We start from the raw sequence: 16,795 nt of genomic DNA on the forward strand, positions 1-16,795 counted from the left end.
GGGTCGGCAACCCAGGACTAGACCGAGCGCGTCGTCACACCGCGGGCTCGCAGTGGTTCTCCTCTTCTCCTCGCCAGCTCTTGGCTCGTTACGCCGCCGCCTTCACCGGCTGCACCTGATGGAACAGCCACCGCACCCACCGGTTGGCGACGGCCGCGGCCACCACGCTCCCCGGCTTGCCCCGGCCCTTCATGTCGGCCGCCAGTTTCTTCCACCGGGCGTCGTACCGCACCAGCCGGTGGGCGGCCTCGATGAGCACGACCCGCAGCTGCGGGTTGCCGGCCTTGATCAGCCCGGCGTCGGCCTGCTTCTGGCCGCTCGACGCGTTCCGCGGCGACAGCCCGCAGAACCGGGCCGCCTGCTTGCCCGTCCGGAACCGGTCGAACCGCCCGATCTCGGCCCGGATGGTGGCCGCCGTGACCAGGCCGATCCCCTTCATCGTCAGCAGATTCACGACCAGGGCATCCTCGGCGGTGACCTGGGCCAGGCGTTGCTCGGCCGCCTTGACGTCGCCGGCCAGGGCCTTCAGGCGGCCCAGGTGCCGGTCCATCACCCACCGCGTCTGCTCGCTCAGGGCGGCGTCGCGGGTCAGCCACGTCAGCCACGCCACCGTCCACGGGTTCACGCCCTCGGGGGCGGCTACCCGGTTGTCGCGGAGCAGGGCCCCGATCCGCAGCTTGACGTTCCGCCGCTCGCCGACGAGCTGCTGGCGGTACCGGACGAGCCGTCGCAGTTCGCGGACCTCGGCCGGGGCGTGCCACACCTTGGGCAGGTACCCGACCCGCTCCAGGTCGGCGAGCATCTTGGCGTCCGAGTAGTCCGTCTTGTCCGGGTTGCCCTTCATGCGGGCCACATACCCGGGGTGGGCCAGGTCGACCAGCCACCCGGCTTTGGTCACCAGTTCCTCGGCCAGATCGGCCGACCCGCTGCACGCCTCGATGGCCGCCCGCACGTCGGTGCCGAACCGGGCGACGGCGTCGCGGATGGCCCGCCAGTCGTTCGCGCAACTCTGGTTGAGCAACACGCGGCCGCCGCGGTCCAGGGCGCACACCTGGACGGACAGGGTGTGGTAGTCCAGGCCCACGAAAACGGGGCCGGTCGTCGTTGCCGCGGGCATGGCTGGTCCTCGAAGGTGTGGTCCTGTTGATGGTGACCACACCCACCCTCTCCGGCAACCAGCGTTCATCCCCATCTACAGCCGTAATTGCTACAATCGGGCGGTCTGGCCCCGCGTTTCTTGTAATGGCACTCCTTTGCCCGGTGTTGGTGTCGCCGCCGCCACGCCGACCACGCCAGCACCCCTTCGACTTCCGGCACGAACGCCCACACGAGCTTGAGAAGTAGTTTCCGCACTTCGGGCACGCTCAGGCGGATCAGGCGCGCGCCCCCTTTTTCTGTCGGCCCGGCGGCACCCGCGACCGGATCACGCCGACCACGGCCAGGGCGAACAGGCTGAGCGTCACATGCCGGTGCCAACCGGCCCAAGACCGCACCTCGTACTCGTCGAGCCCGCAGTCCCCCTTGGCCAACTCGAAGCACTCCTCGACGACCCACCGCTTGCCGGCGACCGCGACGAGTTCGGCCAGGACCGCCGCCGGCCGCCCGCTGCACACGAAGTACGACACGTCGGCCGGGTCGGAGGTGCTCCGGCGGATCGACAAGTTGCGAGAGGCGGAGGTTGAAGTTAACGAGCCAGTGGCAGCTACCGTGCCTGACATATCTCCAGAAACGAGGCGATGGGCAACGGTGCTCCCGGCCCCAATCGTACGACTCGAAGTCGCGCGGGAACTGACCGTGGGTGAGCGGCTTGTTCCGGTTGGCGAGGGTGAACTTGCTGAAGTCGCGGACAAGTACGGCGTTCAGCTTTCGGTCCGCGAGGTGGAGCTCGATCCGTTTGGTCCAGTGTCGCTGAAAATCGTAGTAATGCATCGGGCGACGGTGGCGCAGTTCTGCGAACGTGGTCAAGAGAAAGCGCGTTTGCTGCAGGGAGCGGAGTGGTCTGAGCGGTGGGGCGGACGCGCCGCTTGACTCCGATTCTCTTCCGCCGTGTCCCCGTTGTTCCGTCGGCCCGGACGAACCACATGGAGCGATACTGGTGTACCCTGCGACAGCGGTGCGGGCGGTTCGTCCGGAAGACGCTGTCCTTCTCCAAGTGCCCACTCAACCACATCGGGGCCGTATGGTATTTCCTCCAACTCTATAACTCATCACGCGGGTGAGACCACTACCCCCTCCTCGAACTCCGCCCCAGGGGGGGCAATCGGTGCTCGCACCCCCTGGCCGGCGACGACCCCGAGCCGCTCCGCCATCAAGTCGTCGAACTGCCGCCCAGCCGGCGAACTGCGTCCAGCTGTCGGCCTCATTCGCCAACTCCTCCCCCACCGTCTTCCGCCCGGTGCCGTTGGCTCGCGCCGTCGACGCCCGCATGGTGTGGACGTTGGCGTGCCGCCCGCCGGGCAGGTCGGTGCGGAGTTCCGTGTGCCCGATGCCTGCAACGGCGACCTGTGATTCCACCCACGGGACCACCTTCTCCACCCACTTGGAGGCGTGTTCCCGCAGGCCCGGCCCGCTGAAGTGGACGTCCTTGCCGCGGGCGTCCCGCCACTCCCCCTTGAGCGCGTCGGAGTCTGGTCCTTCGAGGGCGAGTTTGTCCCTCCACAGCGACGCTTGGGCGTCGCGGATGTCGGCCGACCCCTCGTCGTCGGGTCCGTGGTAGCTCGCCCGGGCGACGAACCACGGCGCGTCCCAGCCGATGTCATTGCGGGTGTCGCGGATCAGCTTCTCCAGGTACTCGCAGTACAGCTTGCCCGAGAGGGTGCGGGTGGCGTCCTTCTGGTTGGCGTCGCTCTCCCCCTGGTGCCAGAGCACCGCCCGGAAGCCGTTCGGGCCGAGCGCCTTCATTCGATCCCGGAACGTGGCGTAGATGTCGCCCTTGCTCTCCCAGGCGTTGCCGGCCTTCGTCACATTGGCTTCGATGGTCGGCGGGTTGGGGAACGTCGCCCCTTTCGGCAGCCACTCCCGCACGCTCGTCGCCCCCACCCCGCACGCCACCAGCCCGACCGGCACGCCGAACTTCTCGGCGACAGCGTCGCCGAACGGCGGGAGGAAGCTGCCGCCGGCGCCGCTGGCCCCCGGCTGCGGGTCGTCGGCGAGCTGCCAGTCGATGCCGTCGAATGCACTCACCCGCTTCGTCTTCGTGGCCTGCTTCTCCGCCCCGTGGTTGGCCGAGTTCGACTGGCCGGCGACGACGAACACCTCGCCCACGCCCACCCTCTCCACACCCGCCTCGGCCACCGGTTGGCCCTTCCCCACCGCCCGCACGCCGAGCGTGTACCATCCGCCGGCCGGTAGTTCGACCTTGGCGTCGAACGTGCCGGCTTTGAAGACCGCGTCGAGCTTCCGCCACTCCCCCGGCCGGGCCGCGGTTCCGACGCGGCACTCCAACCCGTCGGCAGTTTTTGCGGCATCGCCGAGTCTGCCCGTCACTCGCACTGCGCCGACGTTCTTGGCGTCCCGCTGCACCACCTGGTACGGCCGCGGGGAGTCGAGCCGCAGCCCGACCCCGGCCTGGTCCGTCAAGAAGTCCACCAGCTCGCGGCAGCGGAAAAAGCCCAGCCACATGTTGTGACCCTGCCCCGGCGGGACGACCAGCGTCATCGCCCCGCCCAGCTCCGCGTACCGCCCCTTCACCCGCCCGCTGTTCGCCTCCAGCGGTACGACCTTGTCCGCGTTGCCGTGGATGGCGAACAGCGGCACCTTCGCCTTCGCCAACCCCGCCAGTCGATCCAGCGGGTTGAACTCCGCCAGACGCCGCTCCAACTCCTCCGCCTTCAGTCCGTAGGCCCCGGCCGCCTTCGCCACGCTGGGGTAACTGGCGAGGTCGCACACGGGGTAGATGCCGGCGAACCCGCCCACTTTCTCGGGGTTGGTCGCCGCCCATGAGAGCGTCTGTAGCCCGCCGCGGCTGCGGCCGAGCAGCACCGGCCGTGGCGAGTACCCGCGGCGGGTCATTTCCGTGTAGAGCGTGTCGAACACCTTGTTCCCGGCCGGGCTGCCATAGGACTCGCCGGCGTCGATGCCCGCCACCGCGATGCCGGCCGCCCGGAACCGCTTGAACATCCAGGCCTCTTCCGGGCCGGGCAGGTTCGGCAGGGTCGGGGCGTACCACACCCACGGCTTCGTTTTGGCGTGCGGGTCAGCCGTGGCCGGGATGAGGAAGGCGGTGCGGCCGTCGAGCGCGAACACCTCGCCGGGTAGGGGGAGCGACTTCTTCGGCGGATCGGCGGCCGTCGTCGCGACGAAGAACAACAGCGCGGACACGATCGTGGAGAGGTATTTCATGGTCGGACCTGGAGCGATCGGCGGGACGAGGGTGGTTCCCGACGGTTATCTTAAGCCGCACGCCGCGAAGGCCAGAGCGGGTGGTTTTGCTCGTTCACCAAGACCGGTCTCCGATACGCCCAACCGCCGACCGACCTCGGCGACGGACAGGTGCTGGTCGGTGATCATCTGGACTGCCTAGAGCTTGAACTCCGGTGTGTAGATGGTTCGCTTGTTGGCCATCGGTGTTGCCTTCGGGTTGATGGAGTTTACATCGCTCTCCTGTTGTTCACCAAACCTGGGGAGGCTCACTAGCCGACAGTAGAACGTACCGCCCCACAGCTGTACGGCGTGTCCGCACCTTCGCCAACTATGCCGGTTCCCAAAAGTCCCGTTTGTACCGGTGGCCCGTCGGAGTGAGAAACAAAGACGTAGAAGCATTTCACAGTATTTCACACAACACCCCCGGATTTCACATTTCCAAGTAATCCCATGCAAGGCATGTCGACTTATGCAACGATAGGTGGTAGCATCGAAATGCTGGGAAATTAGTCGTTCGTGATTCCCAAGAAGGTGTTTAGCAATCGTTTCATAAGCGATGGGTCGCCGGTTCAAACCCGGCCTCCGCTACTCAAAGAACCCTCGGGTAACACCGGGGGTTTTTTCGTATCTTCCTCGAAAGCAAGGGTTTACAACTAGCCCACACTTCAAAGACCCTTCAAGACAATGTCATTTGCCGTCATGCTTTGCCATCCAAAGTCAGACATTGTCACGAAATAAAGGGACCATAAAGGGACCAAAAACGGGACCAACTGCCGATAAAGGGACCGCAAGGAGTTAGCGGTCGAAAAAAGGGGGACCAGAAATTCACGCGGCTGTCGTATAACGTTCTGGGCGTCGGGCGGAAGTTGGCCGAGGGTGCCGACGCCAATACTCGCGGCCAGTCACACCGCCCTTCCTTCCCGCAGGCGTCCGACCCCGCAAGTACCTACTCACGTCCGCCTGCGTGATGCCGTAGTGATCGGCAATGTCTACCTGACGCATCCCGCCGTTCCACATCCCACGCATTACCTCGATGTCCTCGGCAGTGTATCGGGCGACTCCCAACGGCACCCGCGACCGCCAGAACTTGCGGATCACGTCGGCGTCGGCGGCAGAGTAGTACATCCTCGACAGATACTGGACGGAAGGGCTAGGCAAGTGACCGGCAAGGGCGTGGTGGTAGAGGCCCGTGTAACACGTTCCCAGTTCGCGGGCGAGATAGGCCAGAGTGAAGAGATGAGGCGGCATCCCTTATCGTAGTCGCGAGCGTTGCGGAAAATTGGCGGCAAAAGCGTTCTGGCCACTTCGGAACGATCAAGCTATCGTCCGGCAGAGTTGCGGGATCAGACTTCCGTCATGGGCAGCCGTTATGCGTTGTGCAATCGTGACACTGCTTGTCGTTAGTATGGTGGCGTGTCATTCTCGTGCGCCGTCGCCACCCCCGGACACCAGCCTACCCCAACCGCCTGCCACCGGGGATCAGCAAGACACGCCCCGCAACAACGACAAGCCAAAGCCAGCGGAGTACAACGAGACGTTCACACTCCACATGGGCTTTGACTCGGCAAGTGATGACCGGGTGCTGTTGGCGGGGACGTACCACGATTGCACCGTGCATAGCAGTCTAACTGGGCAGAGCCTCGGCTTGTTCTTGTCCCTGCACTCGGACGGCACTTACGAAGTGGAGAATCGGAGCGAGTGCGGGATGGGGTGCGCAAAGGTGAACGGGACGTGGGAAGTCAAAGACCAAGTCATTACGTTCACTGAGATAAAGGAATTCGGGTTCCTGAAAGGTCACTTTACCCGAATCCATGTCCTGAAACACCAGGGCCACACGCTACTCGTTCGGGAGCAGGCTCGGCCAATGGTTGACAGGGATGGCGTTGGCCCCCAAAGCAAATACTCTTGCCTGCGTAAGTCCGACGCCGAATACATTTTTGAAACGAAGGGCGATAAAGTGTCGGAGTAGACGCCGTCAGCATCCTGCAAGACTTCGTCCGCCTGTCCGCCATTCCGATGGCCGGTCTTGAAACGCAGTTCGCCATCGACGGCACGGGGTTCAGCGGTGCGAGGTACGAGAAGTGGTTCGATGAGAAGTGGGGCACGCAGGAGTCGCAGTCGGCGTGGGTGAAGCTGCACGCCGTCGTCGGCACCCGGACCAACGTCGTCGCCGCGTGCGTCGTCACCGACAAAGAGCAGCACGACAGCCCGATGCTCCCGCAACTGATTGCCGAAGCGGCGAAGACGTTCGACGTGAAGGAATTGTCGGCCGACAAGGCGTACTGCGGGCGGGACAACTTCGCGGCCACCGACGCCATCGGCGCGGCCTTCTACCCGGCGTTCAAGAGGAACGCGACCGGGGCTGTCGGCGGTTCCTACGCGAAGGCATTCCACGCCTTCCAGATGAACAAGGAAGAGTACGAACAGCACTACCACCGCCGGAGCAACGTGGAGGCGACGTTCAGCGCCATCAAGCGGAAGTTCGGCGAATGCACCCGCGCGAAGAACGACAACACGATGAAGGCCGAAGTTCTCGCAAAGGTCGTCTGCCACAACATCTGCACCGTGATCGGCACGGCCTATGAACTGGGCGTCGCGCCGATGATCGGGCTGAACGGCTGCACAAATAATCCGCCCGCTGCACATTTAATGGCCTGAGGGGGGATTAAATGTGCAAAGTCCCCTCATCGTATACGTCCGTGAGCATGGGTCCGGGTCAGTTGCGTGGGGTGATTGACCAAACGAGGAAGCAGTTTGATTTTTGCCACTCGCCCCCCAAAATGGCCAGAGGCATACGCACGACACCTGGTTGCGGGAGTCAAACGACTTCCGTTGCAGCCGGTGCACGTAGGCGGCCTGTCGGACAGCAGTTCCTTGTGTGTCGCTGGCGACCGCCGAGCCGACACGATTCGCTCCACCTCCGCCCATTTCTCGGCGAATTGCGCTTCCCACAGGTCGACCGTCACCGCGAACGCCCGCGTCAGTGGTTTCCAGTCGTAAGCCAACGGCTCCGGGTCGGCAAGACTGGGCGAGCAACTCCCGGCGGCACTCGTCCGTCCACAAGCAGTCGAGTCGGCGCAGTTACTAAGACCATGCCGGCGAGGCCGAACAACGGACTGAGCCCACGGGCCGCCCAGCCAAGTCGGACGGCTTCTTCCGCGGGTGCTGCAACCGCAGGGCTGAAGTGGTGCTGTTGACCAAGCGGCGCAGCAGGAAGTTGGCCTCGGTCGGACGTGGTGAATCGACGGGACTTGATTGGCCGCGGGTTGGAGAATCTATCGCCGTCTGCTATACATCCGTGAAGGCCTGCCCGGCACGTTGTTCAAGAACGAACTCGCGTCCCGACCCGGAGGACTCCATGGACCCACAGCTCGAAAAGTCTGATGCGGGCGATAACCCGACTAGCAATACGCCGGCAATGGCTATCGCCCCACCGGGAAAGAAGGGCCGATCGAAGTTCGCGTGGACGCCGGAACGGAAGGAGTTTTGCCGGCTCTACGTCCAGACGCACAACGGCGCCGAATCCTATCGCCGATCGCATGGGTCGACAGATGCGAACGGTCGCGAACTCCTCTACCAAACGCTAGCAAAGCGGGGTGAAAGGCTGCTTCGGCACCCCGCGATCCAGGCCGAGATTTGGTCGAAAGAAGGCCCGTTTTGGCGATTGTTCCCGCTCTCGATCGACGGCCTGCTGGCCGAAGCGGCAAAACTCACCTTCTCGAACATGGGCGATTACTTCGATTTCTCGGGCGAACACATTACGCTCAAGAAGGCGAACCAGATTACCCGTCACCAGCAAGGGGCGATCCAGCACCTCAAGGTGAAGACGCGACGGGTCAAGAAGGTGATTGGGGAGGACCCGAGCGGCAAACCGATCTATCAGGAGACGGTCACGCAATCCGTGGATCTGAAACTGTACCCGAAGACGAAGTCGTGGGAGATGCTAGCCAAGGTACTGGGTATCGGCTCCCCGCGGGACGTCATGGAAACGCTCCTTGAGAAGTTGCCCCCCGAACTGAGAGTCCAGGTCGCGACGATCCTCCTCGCGGCGATGGAATCAGAAGAAGCCCGGGAAAGAAGTAAGCGTAAAATGACTGTCACTGCAAACTGACGCCACTCAAGGCCCAAGACGTGAATCCCCTTCTCACGGCCACCCAACTCGTGCATTGGGCCGACACCTGGCCGGCCCAAGACGCGTTGCCCCTCCTCGTCCGCCGACTGATTCTGGGACGAATCGACCCGCTCCACATCGATTTCCCCGCCGGGGATTCCATCAACCGGCCCGGCTACGACGGCTTGCTCCGCACGGCCGAAGCGTCGTCGTTCATCCCCGCCGGGCAGTCGGTGTGGGAGTTCGGCGCCGAGAACAACCCCAAAAGGAAGGCCAACGAAGATTACTCGTCCCGCACCAAAACGCCGCGGACCGTCACGCCCGCCGAGACGACGTTCGAGTTGGCGTACCGCGTGGGCCGGCCGGGATTTCTGGTCTGGGCGGTGACCCTGGTCACGACTTTGCCCTACCCGGCCGCCGCGGTGAGCGCATTGTGCAGCGCGCGAAGGGGAGTCGTAGCCGACCTGGCGCATGTGAAGACGACGTTCGGGATAGACGTGTTGAAGTGTGGGACGGCGGCGGGCATGTTATAGGAGTTGACGGCCTTCGCGTTGGTGCTGGACCGGGTGCGGGTGGTGATGCGCGAAGCCGCGAGGCGTGAATGGTAATCAGCATCTGAGGTGTCATCGCCATCAGCGAGTGCAGGGTCTATCCAACGAAGGCGCCGCCCAGGAAATCGCCGAACGGATCGAGCTCGAAAATCGATTTCACTGTACCCGCCACGAGTGCCTGGCCACGATACGCCACCACGCGGTTGCCGGCCCCGCTGCCGTCGCCGGCGATCAGATCGGCTTGAGTGTCACCGTCCAAGTCCTTCACGGCGACCCGCACCCCGCTTCGGTCGGCTGGGTCGCCGAGGAAGTCGTTGAAGAGGACATCGGGGGTGTCAACTCGGCCGGCCGTTAGGTCCGCCCCGGACAGGGCGAGGACGCGGGGGCCGCCGCCCGGCCCGCCGCCGGCGATGAGGTCGGCGAAGCCGTCGCCGTCCAAGTCGCCAACCGTCACGAACGCGCCGTTGCGGAGCGACTGCTCGAACACGAAGAAATCGTTGAACAGTTTCTCTGGCGCACGGCCGGTCATGACCGTGAGGCCGTTGAACCCGGCGATCCGCGGGCCGCCGCCGAAGCCGGCCGCCACAATCAGGTCCGCACGGCCGTCGCCGTTGACGTCCCCGACGGCCGCCCGCGCACCGCCCCGGAAACTCTCGTCGTCGATGCCGAAGAAGTTTGCCCGAGAGGCGAAGCCGGCCCCGTCGTAGATCAACACCCGCGGTCCGCCTCCCTCGTCCGGGGTGACGACCAAGTCGGGGACGCCGTCGCCGTTCAAGTCCCCGGTCGTCACGTACACGCCGCCGGTGAAGGCAGGCTCAAAGGGGTTCACCGCGAAGAGTTGGTGGGCGTCCTTCCCGTCCAGGATGCGGACGTCGGTCGCAATGCCGGGGCCGGTTCCGATCACGAGGTCGGCGATGCCGTCACCATTGAAGTCGCCGGTCGCAACCCGCACGCCGCCAGTGAAATCGTAGGGGAAGATCGTCCGCTGGAAGCGGATCGAGCCGTTCGGATTGTACAACACGGCGGTCGGCACCAGGCCGGCGTCGGCCCCGACCGCGAACTGCCGGTCCAGCCCCTTGCTCGGCATGGGGGGCATCGGAATCGTGACCGTGGCGGTGGAGGGCGTGCCGTTCGTGGTCCCGTCCGCGGGCGTGACCTGGACGGTAACCACACCGCCGTCGCTCCCGTTCCCGTCTCCGCTCAGGTCGAAGACGTCCGTCAGGGCGGCGGTCGTGGTCGTCCGTCGGACCGTGCCGTTGACCGTCCAGACGAAGGTGAGCATCACCGGGTCGCCGTCGGCATCGGTGGCCATCGCCGTCGCCGTCAGAGTGCCGCCCGTGCCTGGGGCCGGATTGCTCAATTGCACAATGACGCCGGGAGCGGTGTTGACGACCGTGGCCGCCGCGGAGGTGATCGCCCCGGCGAGGGTTCCGTCGGTGGGGGTGACTTCGACCGTGACGGTGTCACCCCTGCCGCCGTTACCCTCCCCGCCCAAGTCGAATGTGTCGATCAGGCTTGTGACGCCGGGACGGGTCGCCTTCACGATCCCGTTCACCTTCCAAACGTAAGTGAGGCGGACGGGGTCGCCGTCCCGGTCGCTCGGGGTTACGGTGGCTGTCAACAGGTCGTTGGCCTGCGAGGTCGAACGGTTTAGCAGAACCGTCGCGGCGGGGGCGGTGTTGGCCACGGTCGCGGTCGCCGTCGCCACGGAGCCGGGCCGTGATCCGTCGGAGGGCGTAACTTCGACCGTGACCGCGTCGCCGTGGTCGCCGTTACCGGTTGTGCCGAGGTTGAAGGAATCCGTCCCGGCCGTCGTGGTGGTCGTTTGCCGAACGACGCCCCCGACCTTCCACACGTACACGAGCGTGACCGGGTCGCCGTCAAGGTCGCTCGCCGTTGCCGTTGCCGTCACAACATCGCTCGTGCCGGGGTTCGAATTGTCGAGGCTTACGGTTACGGTCGGAGCGGTGTTGACAATCGTGGCGGCGGCCCTTGTGAGCGATCCGCTCTCGGTGCCGTCGGCGGGCGTGACTTCGACCGTGACGGCGTCGCCGTGGTCGCCGTTGCCGGCCAAACTCAAGTCGAACGTGTCGGTGAGGCTCGTGGTGGTGACGGTCCGCCGCGTGACGCCGTTGACCTTCCACTCGTAAGTGAGGGTGATCGGGTCGGCGTCGGCATCGGAGGTCGTCACCGTGGCCGTCAGCACAACATCGGTCGAAGGGTCCGCCGAGTTCAGGCCGACCATCGCCGTGGGCGAGGTGTTCACAACGGTGGCCGCGGTGGATGCGGGGACGCTGGCCCGCGAACCGTCGGTTGATGTAACCTCCACCGTGACGGCGTCGCCTAGGTCGCCGTTACCGGCCAAACTCAAGTCGAACGTGTCAGTGAGGCCGGTCGTCGTGACGGAGCGACGGACCACGCCGCCGACTTTCCAGACGAACGTCTGGGTCGTGGAATCGCCGTCAAGATCGTTGACGGAGACAGTCGCCACCAACTGTTCGTTCGAGCGGGGGGCCGCGGTACTCAGGCCCACCGTCACGCCGGGGGCCGTGTTGATCACCGTAACTGCGGCGGTCGCGATTGTGCCACTTACGAACCCGTCGCTGGGTGTGACTTCGACGGTGACAGTGTCGCCGTGGTCGCCGTTATTCGGGCCGCCCAAGTCGAAGGCGTCGGTGAGGGCGGTGGTCGTCGTGGTTCGGCGGACCGTCCCGTTGACCCGCCACACGTACGTCAGGGCAACTGGGTCCCCGTCGGCGTCGCTCGCCGTGACCGTGGCCGTCAACACGGCGTTGGTTCGCGGGTTGTTGTTGCTCAAACTCACACCGGTCGTCGGAGCGGTGTCGGCGACCGTGGTCGCCGCGCTGCGGACTGTGCCGTTGAGAGTGCCGTCGGCCGGTGTGACCTCGACCGTGACGGCGTCGCCGCGGTCGCCGTTGCCGGCCAAACTCAAGTCGAACGTATCGGTGAGGGCGGTCGTCGTCGTGGTTCGGCGGGCGATGCCGTTGACCTTCCAGACGTAGGTGAGCGTCACGACGTCACCATCGATGTCGTTCGCAACGGCCGTGGCCGTGAGTACGTCACCCGTCCGGGCGCTGGGCGGGCTCAAACTGACGGCCACAGTCGGGGCACTGTTGGCCACGGTGGCGGCGGCGGCGGCGGTGAGTCCCGACACAATGCCGTCGTCCGGCGTGACTTCGACCGTCACGGCGTCGCCGATGTTGACACTTCCAAGGGTGGCCAAATCCAAGGTGTCGGTGAGACTAGCGGTGGTGAAGGTTCGGCGGGTGACCCCGTTGACCTTCCAGAGGTAAGTGAGTGTCACTGGGTCGCCGTCGATGTCGTCGGCCGCGGCCGTTGCGATCAGCACGGCGTTGACCGCGGGACTCGACGAACTCAAACTCACGGTCGCTGTCGGCGGGGAATTGACCACAACGGCGACCGCCATGGCGGCGGTCCCGGCGGCCGTGCCGTCGTTCGGCGTGACTTCGACGGTGACCGTGTCACCCGTGCTGCCGTTGCCGGCCAAACTCAAGTCGAACGTGTCGGTGAGGGCGGTCGTCGTCGTGGTTCGGCGGGGAACGCCGTTCACCTTCCAGACATACGTCAAGGTCACGACGTCGCCGTCGATGTCGGCCGGCACGGCGGTGGCCGTGAGCGTGTCACGGGTCCGCGGGTTCGTCGCGTTCAGGCTGACGGCGACAGTGGGGGGCGTGCTGCTGACGGTGGCGGACGCCGTCGACGGAGAGCCGGCCATCGTGCCGTCGTTCGGCGTGACTTCGACGGTGACCGAGTCGCCGCGGTCGCCGTTGCCGGGCTGGCTCAAGTCGAACGTGTCGGTGAGGCTGGCGGTGGTGAAGGTTCGCCGGATGGCGCCGTTGACCCGCCAGACGTAGGTCAGGCTCTCGGCATCCCCGTCGTCGTCGGCCGTGGTCGCCGTGGCGGTGAGCGTGTCATTGGTCCGCAGGTTGGCGGAACTCAGGCCGACGGACCCCGTCGGGGCACTGTTGACCGCGGTGGCTGTGGCCATCGCGGTGGTTCCCGGAGTCGTGCCGTCGAAAGGCGTGATCTCGACCGTGATCGTGTCACCGCGGTCGCCGTTGCCGGGTTGACTCAAATCAAAACTATCCGTGAGGGCTGCCGTCCCCGACACGGTTCGCCGGACGATGCCGTTGACCTTCCACACGTACGTCAGGGTCACCGGGTCGCTGTCCGGATCGCCGGCCACGACGGTGGCTGTCAGCACGTCGTTGGTCCGCGGGCTAGCGGAGCTGAAAACGACCGACGCGGTCGGCGGGGTGTTGGCGATCGTGGCCGTCGCCGAGACGGTCGTCCCACTCTGGGCGTCCCTCGGCGTGACCTCGACGGTCACGGCGTCGCCCCGGTTGCCGTTGCCGGCGAGGCTCAAGTTGAAAGTGTCGGTGAGGCTGGTGGTCGAAAAGATGCGGCGGGTCACGCCGTTGACCTTCCAGACATAAGTGAGCGTGACCGGGTCGCCGTCCGCATCGCTGACGGTGGCGGTGGCGGTCAGGGTGTCGCTCGTTAGCGGGTTCGCCTTGTCGAGGCCGACGGTCGCCGTCGGGCGGGTGTTCAGAACCGTGACGTTGACCGTGGCCGAGGCGGTGCCGCCGTGTTCGTCGGTGATGGTGTAGGTGAAACTGTCCGCGCCGAAGAAACCGGTGTTCGGTGTGTAAACGACGGATTGGCCGTCCGCGGCGATGCTCACGCTCCCGGACGCGCCCTGGGTGACGCCGGTGACCGTGAGAACCTCCAGCGGGTCGGGTGAGGACGAGTCGTTGTTCAGGACCAGGATCGTCGCTGACCCACCCGGGGCCGAGCGGTCCACCGACGCGGTGTCGTTCCGGGCCATCGGCGGGTTTTCAACCAGGGGTGCCGACGCGACGTTGACGTCGAAGTACATCGTGCTGACCGGACTGGTAACCTCGACCACCGTGCCCGATTTGTCGAGTACGTGACCGACGGCCTGGAAGCGCACCTCGTACCGCCCGGCCTTCGAGAACGTCCAGAAGTACTGGGCCGCCGCCGTCGCCGCGCCGGGGGCAAGGCTGAAGACGTCGTTCACGTCGATCCCGCCGAACGTCGTCCAGTACGGGGTCAGGACGTTGGTGTTGTTGACGTACTTCGCGAACGTCGCGTACCCGCCGCTCGGGGCGGTCACGCCGACGAGTTTGAACTGCACGTCCGAGGTTCCGCCGGCCGGGGCGACGAACGTGCCCGGGACCGACTCGGCCACGGCGAACTGCGCCGTCAGATTGCTCGGCTGAACATAGTACGTGTCACCGACCGCCACCCCGTAGATGCTGGAGATGGGAGTCGCCACCGGGTTCGTCTTCAGGAAGCCGTTTCGGTTGCCGTCGACGACGAACGGGCTTTCGTCCAGGTCGGTGTAAGTGTCGGTGTACGTCTCGTCGGGGACCGACGGGTCGTTCCCGAACGAGTAAAACGACTTGGCGTAGGTCCACCACTCGCCGTCGTGGTAGTCCACGCTCACTTGCGTATCGAACAGCGCCCCGGCCTCGAAGCTCATCGGGAGTGTGTTCGCCACGCGGACGCGGACGGTCTGCGTGTACTCGTTGTCCTGCACGTCGCGAATCGTGTACGTGAATGTGTCCGGGAGATTGGCCCCGGTGACGTACCCCGGCGTCGGCGTGATGCGGAAGACGCCCGGCGTGGCCGTCTTCGTGACGACGCCGTGGGCCGGTTGCGTGAACCCGACGACCTGAATCTGCGGGTCCGTGAACTGGTCGAACACGTCGTTGGCGAGCACGTCGAACGTCGAGGTCGCGTTCGGAATCGCGAGGATGTGGTCGATGTTCAGGACCGGGTTGTCGTACACCGGGTTCACGGTGACCTTGAACGTCAGGACGTTGGCCGACTTCGCACCGGCGTTGTCGGCCACCCACATCGTGATCGTCGCCGTGCCGAACCGGGCCGGGGCCGGGGCCAGGTAGACGAATCCCAGGTGCGTCTTCGACGAGTAGGTGCCAGGGTCCAACCCGATCGGGCGGTAGGTGTACCCGGCGTCCGTGTACGGCTGCGGGAACAGCAGTGGGTCGGATGACGTGTACCCGAAGAACGGCGTCGTACCGTCGGGGTCGTACAGTTCGAAGACGAGCGGGTCGCCGTTGACACTACTGACGTACGGGCCGGAGTCCTCATCAATGACCTGATCGGGCACCGCCGTCGGGCGGACGAGAACCGGGGCGTCGTTGATCTCGTTCAAGCGGAATTTGAACGTGCCGACCGTGTCGTACTGGCCGTCGTTGACGGTGACGTTGATGAGGGCGTAGCCGCCGATGGTCACGTCCTTGCCGGGCATGATTTGGACAAAGCGGTTCGGCCCACTGCCGCCGACCACCACCGTCACGTTTTCCAACGTCGTCGTGGCCGTCACCTTCAGGTCGGCGGTCGGGGTGAGGTCGTCGCCGACCGTGAAGTTCACTGGCGGGGACGTGGTGTCTTCGTCGAAGCTATAGATGCCCGGCGGCAGGCCGGTGATCGTCGGCCGGGTGTTGAACGTGACGTGGATCGGGAACGAGTCCGAGTCGGTGAGGTAGTTGTCCGGGAACGAATCGGCGTCCGGCTGGCCGTCCCGGTTCGGGCCGTTGATGCCGTAGTTGTCCGGGTAGAAGTACCCCATGTCGTTCGTGTCGAGCGTGATGATCGCGTCGCCGACGAAGTCGGTCGTCGGTTGGAAGTTCAGCCGCTCGAGCGCGAACAAGACGTCTTGGCGGGCACCGGAGAGCGTGAGCGTCGGCGAGCCGTTCATGCCGCCGGTGATGAGCGACTCGTAGAAGCTGCTGTCGATCGTCAAGATGCCGTTCGTCGCCGAAACCTTCACCTGGGCCGGCGACGAACCGCCCGAGTCGTCCCCGTCGGTGAAACTGAGGCGGGTGGCAGGATCGTTGAAGAAGACGAGAGTGTCGTTCTTCGACAGGTTGACGGCCGCCGGGTACACGTTCACCGGGGGCTGATTCAAGTCGTACGTGTCCACCGCGAAGTAGACGGTCTGGAAAATGGACACCGCCGCGCCGCCGTCGAAGGCGGACAGCTTGAACCGCAGTTCGTACACGCCCGGCGTGGTGAAGCCCCAGTTGTAATGACTGTCCTGGCCGGGGGCGACCCAGAGGGCGTCGGCGTCCTTGCCGCCGGCGGTTGCGGCCTGGATGCCGTTGGCCGTGGTGATCCAGGCGACGGGGCCGGTCGGGCTGTCCTGCCAGACCGAGACTTGCCCGCCGGTCGGGCCGGACACCACGGCATCGAGGGCGACCTTCATCCACTTTTGGCTGGTCGCGCCGTTGGTGGCCGCGACGCGGGGGTCGAGTTCGACGTAGGAATCGAGCGTGCCGGCCGCCGTGACACCGACCGTGGGCACCGGCAGGGTCGGGTTGGCGGTCTGCGGGAAGGCCCACACGTCGCCGGCGGCGTCCGCCCCGAGGAAAGTGTACTTCGCGTCGGTGAGCGTCGTCTTCGAGGGCCGCCCGGCGAACAACAGCGTCTTGGAGGGCAACGTACTGCCGAACGAGTCGGAGTTGATCGCCGCCCCCCACTTGAGGAACCGGGTGTTGTCGTAACTGAGGGCGATGTCGGAATGGCCGCCGGAAACGACGCTCTCCAGGTACGTGGCTGGCGTCACGCGGTCTTCCAGCGGGACGACCCGCAGGCGGTCAGCCGCCCGACGCTCGCGGCGGGACGTTCCCCGGAGCGGACGGAGCGAAAGGCCCAAGAACTGCTTCAGCATGAGGATACC

At 65.5% G+C, this 16,795-nt stretch carries 6 protein-coding genes and 3 pseudogenes; 4 read left to right on the top strand and 5 right to left on the bottom strand.

Going from position 1 to position 16,795, the window contains the following annotated elements:
• Positions 1–88: 88 nt before the first annotated feature.
• Both PX52LOC_RS30440 and PX52LOC_RS30445 read right to left on the bottom strand, forming a co-directional pair.
• The gene (locus PX52LOC_RS30440) at positions 89–1,117 is read right to left on the bottom strand and encodes an IS110 family RNA-guided transposase (RefSeq protein ID WP_149109721.1); all 1,029 of its coding nucleotides are present in this window, start codon (positions 1,115–1,117) and stop codon (positions 89–91) included.
• A gap of 256 nt (positions 1,118–1,373) precedes the next feature.
• A pseudogene (locus PX52LOC_RS30445) lies at positions 1,374–1,655 on the bottom strand (IS701 family transposase); the annotation flags it as partial.
• Between the two features lie 417 nt (positions 1,656–2,072).
• On the opposite strand from PX52LOC_RS30445, the pseudogene PX52LOC_RS42970 reads away from it, so the two are divergent.
• Positions 2,073–2,219 (top strand): annotated as a pseudogene (locus PX52LOC_RS42970) (IS1 family transposase); the annotation flags it as partial.
• On the opposite strand, the gene PX52LOC_RS30455 reads toward PX52LOC_RS42970, so the two are convergent.
• Complete coding sequence (locus PX52LOC_RS30455) at positions 2,161–4,341, bottom strand: sialate O-acetylesterase (RefSeq protein ID WP_149113612.1); 2,181 nt, start codon at positions 4,339–4,341, stop codon at positions 2,161–2,163. The pseudogene PX52LOC_RS42970 and the gene PX52LOC_RS30455 sit on opposite strands and share 59 nt — an antisense overlap.
• A gap of 108 nt (positions 4,342–4,449) precedes the next feature.
• Positions 4,450–4,563: pseudogene (locus PX52LOC_RS44435) on the bottom strand (transposase); the annotation flags it as partial.
• Positions 4,564–6,378: 1,815 nt separating this feature from the next.
• Here PX52LOC_RS44435 and PX52LOC_RS30460 point away from each other — a divergent pair.
• The 3 genes from PX52LOC_RS30460 (at position 6,379) to PX52LOC_RS30470 (ending at position 9,006) form a co-directional block, all read left to right on the top strand.
• Entirely contained in the window at positions 6,379–7,020 is a 642-nt protein-coding gene (locus tag PX52LOC_RS30460; RefSeq protein ID WP_149113613.1) for a transposase, read from the top strand.
• A 526-nt stretch (positions 7,021–7,546) separates the two neighbouring features.
• The gene (locus PX52LOC_RS30465) at positions 7,547–8,473 is read left to right on the top strand and encodes a terminase small subunit (RefSeq protein WP_168219300.1); all 927 of its coding nucleotides are present in this window, start codon (positions 7,547–7,549) and stop codon (positions 8,471–8,473) included.
• A gap of 20 nt (positions 8,474–8,493) precedes the next feature.
• Positions 8,494–9,006, top strand: coding sequence for a hypothetical protein (locus PX52LOC_RS30470; protein WP_149113615.1), 513 nt, complete (start codon positions 8,494–8,496; stop codon positions 9,004–9,006).
• A 115-nt stretch (positions 9,007–9,121) separates the two neighbouring features.
• On the opposite strand, the gene PX52LOC_RS30475 is transcribed toward PX52LOC_RS30470, so the two are convergent.
• Positions 9,122–16,786, bottom strand: a complete 7,665-nt coding sequence (locus tag PX52LOC_RS30475) for an Ig-like domain-containing protein (protein ID WP_149113616.1) — start codon at positions 16,784–16,786, stop codon at positions 9,122–9,124.
• Positions 16,787–16,795 lie beyond the last annotated feature (9 nt).

The sequence above is a fragment of the Limnoglobus roseus genome (genome assembly GCF_008254045.1).
Classification (GTDB): Bacteria; Planctomycetota; Planctomycetia; order Gemmatales; family Gemmataceae; genus Limnoglobus; species Limnoglobus roseus.

What these genes read in the sequence shown, in the direction of transcription:
- PX52LOC_RS30440 (WP_149109721.1), bottom strand. Translation starts at nt 1,117, where the DNA reads ATGCCCGCGGCAACGACGACCGGCCCCGTTTTCGTGGGCCTGGACTAC.
- PX52LOC_RS30455 (WP_149113612.1), bottom strand. Translation starts at nt 4,341, where the DNA reads ATGAAATACCTCTCCACGATCGTGTCCGCGCTGTTGTTCTTCGTCGCG.
- PX52LOC_RS30460 (WP_149113613.1), top strand. Translation starts at nt 6,379, where the DNA reads ATGGCCGGTCTTGAAACGCAGTTCGCCATCGACGGCACGGGGTTCAGC.
- PX52LOC_RS30475 (WP_149113616.1), bottom strand. Translation starts at nt 16,786, where the DNA reads ATGCTGAAGCAGTTCTTGGGCCTTTCGCTCCGTCCGCTCCGGGGAACG.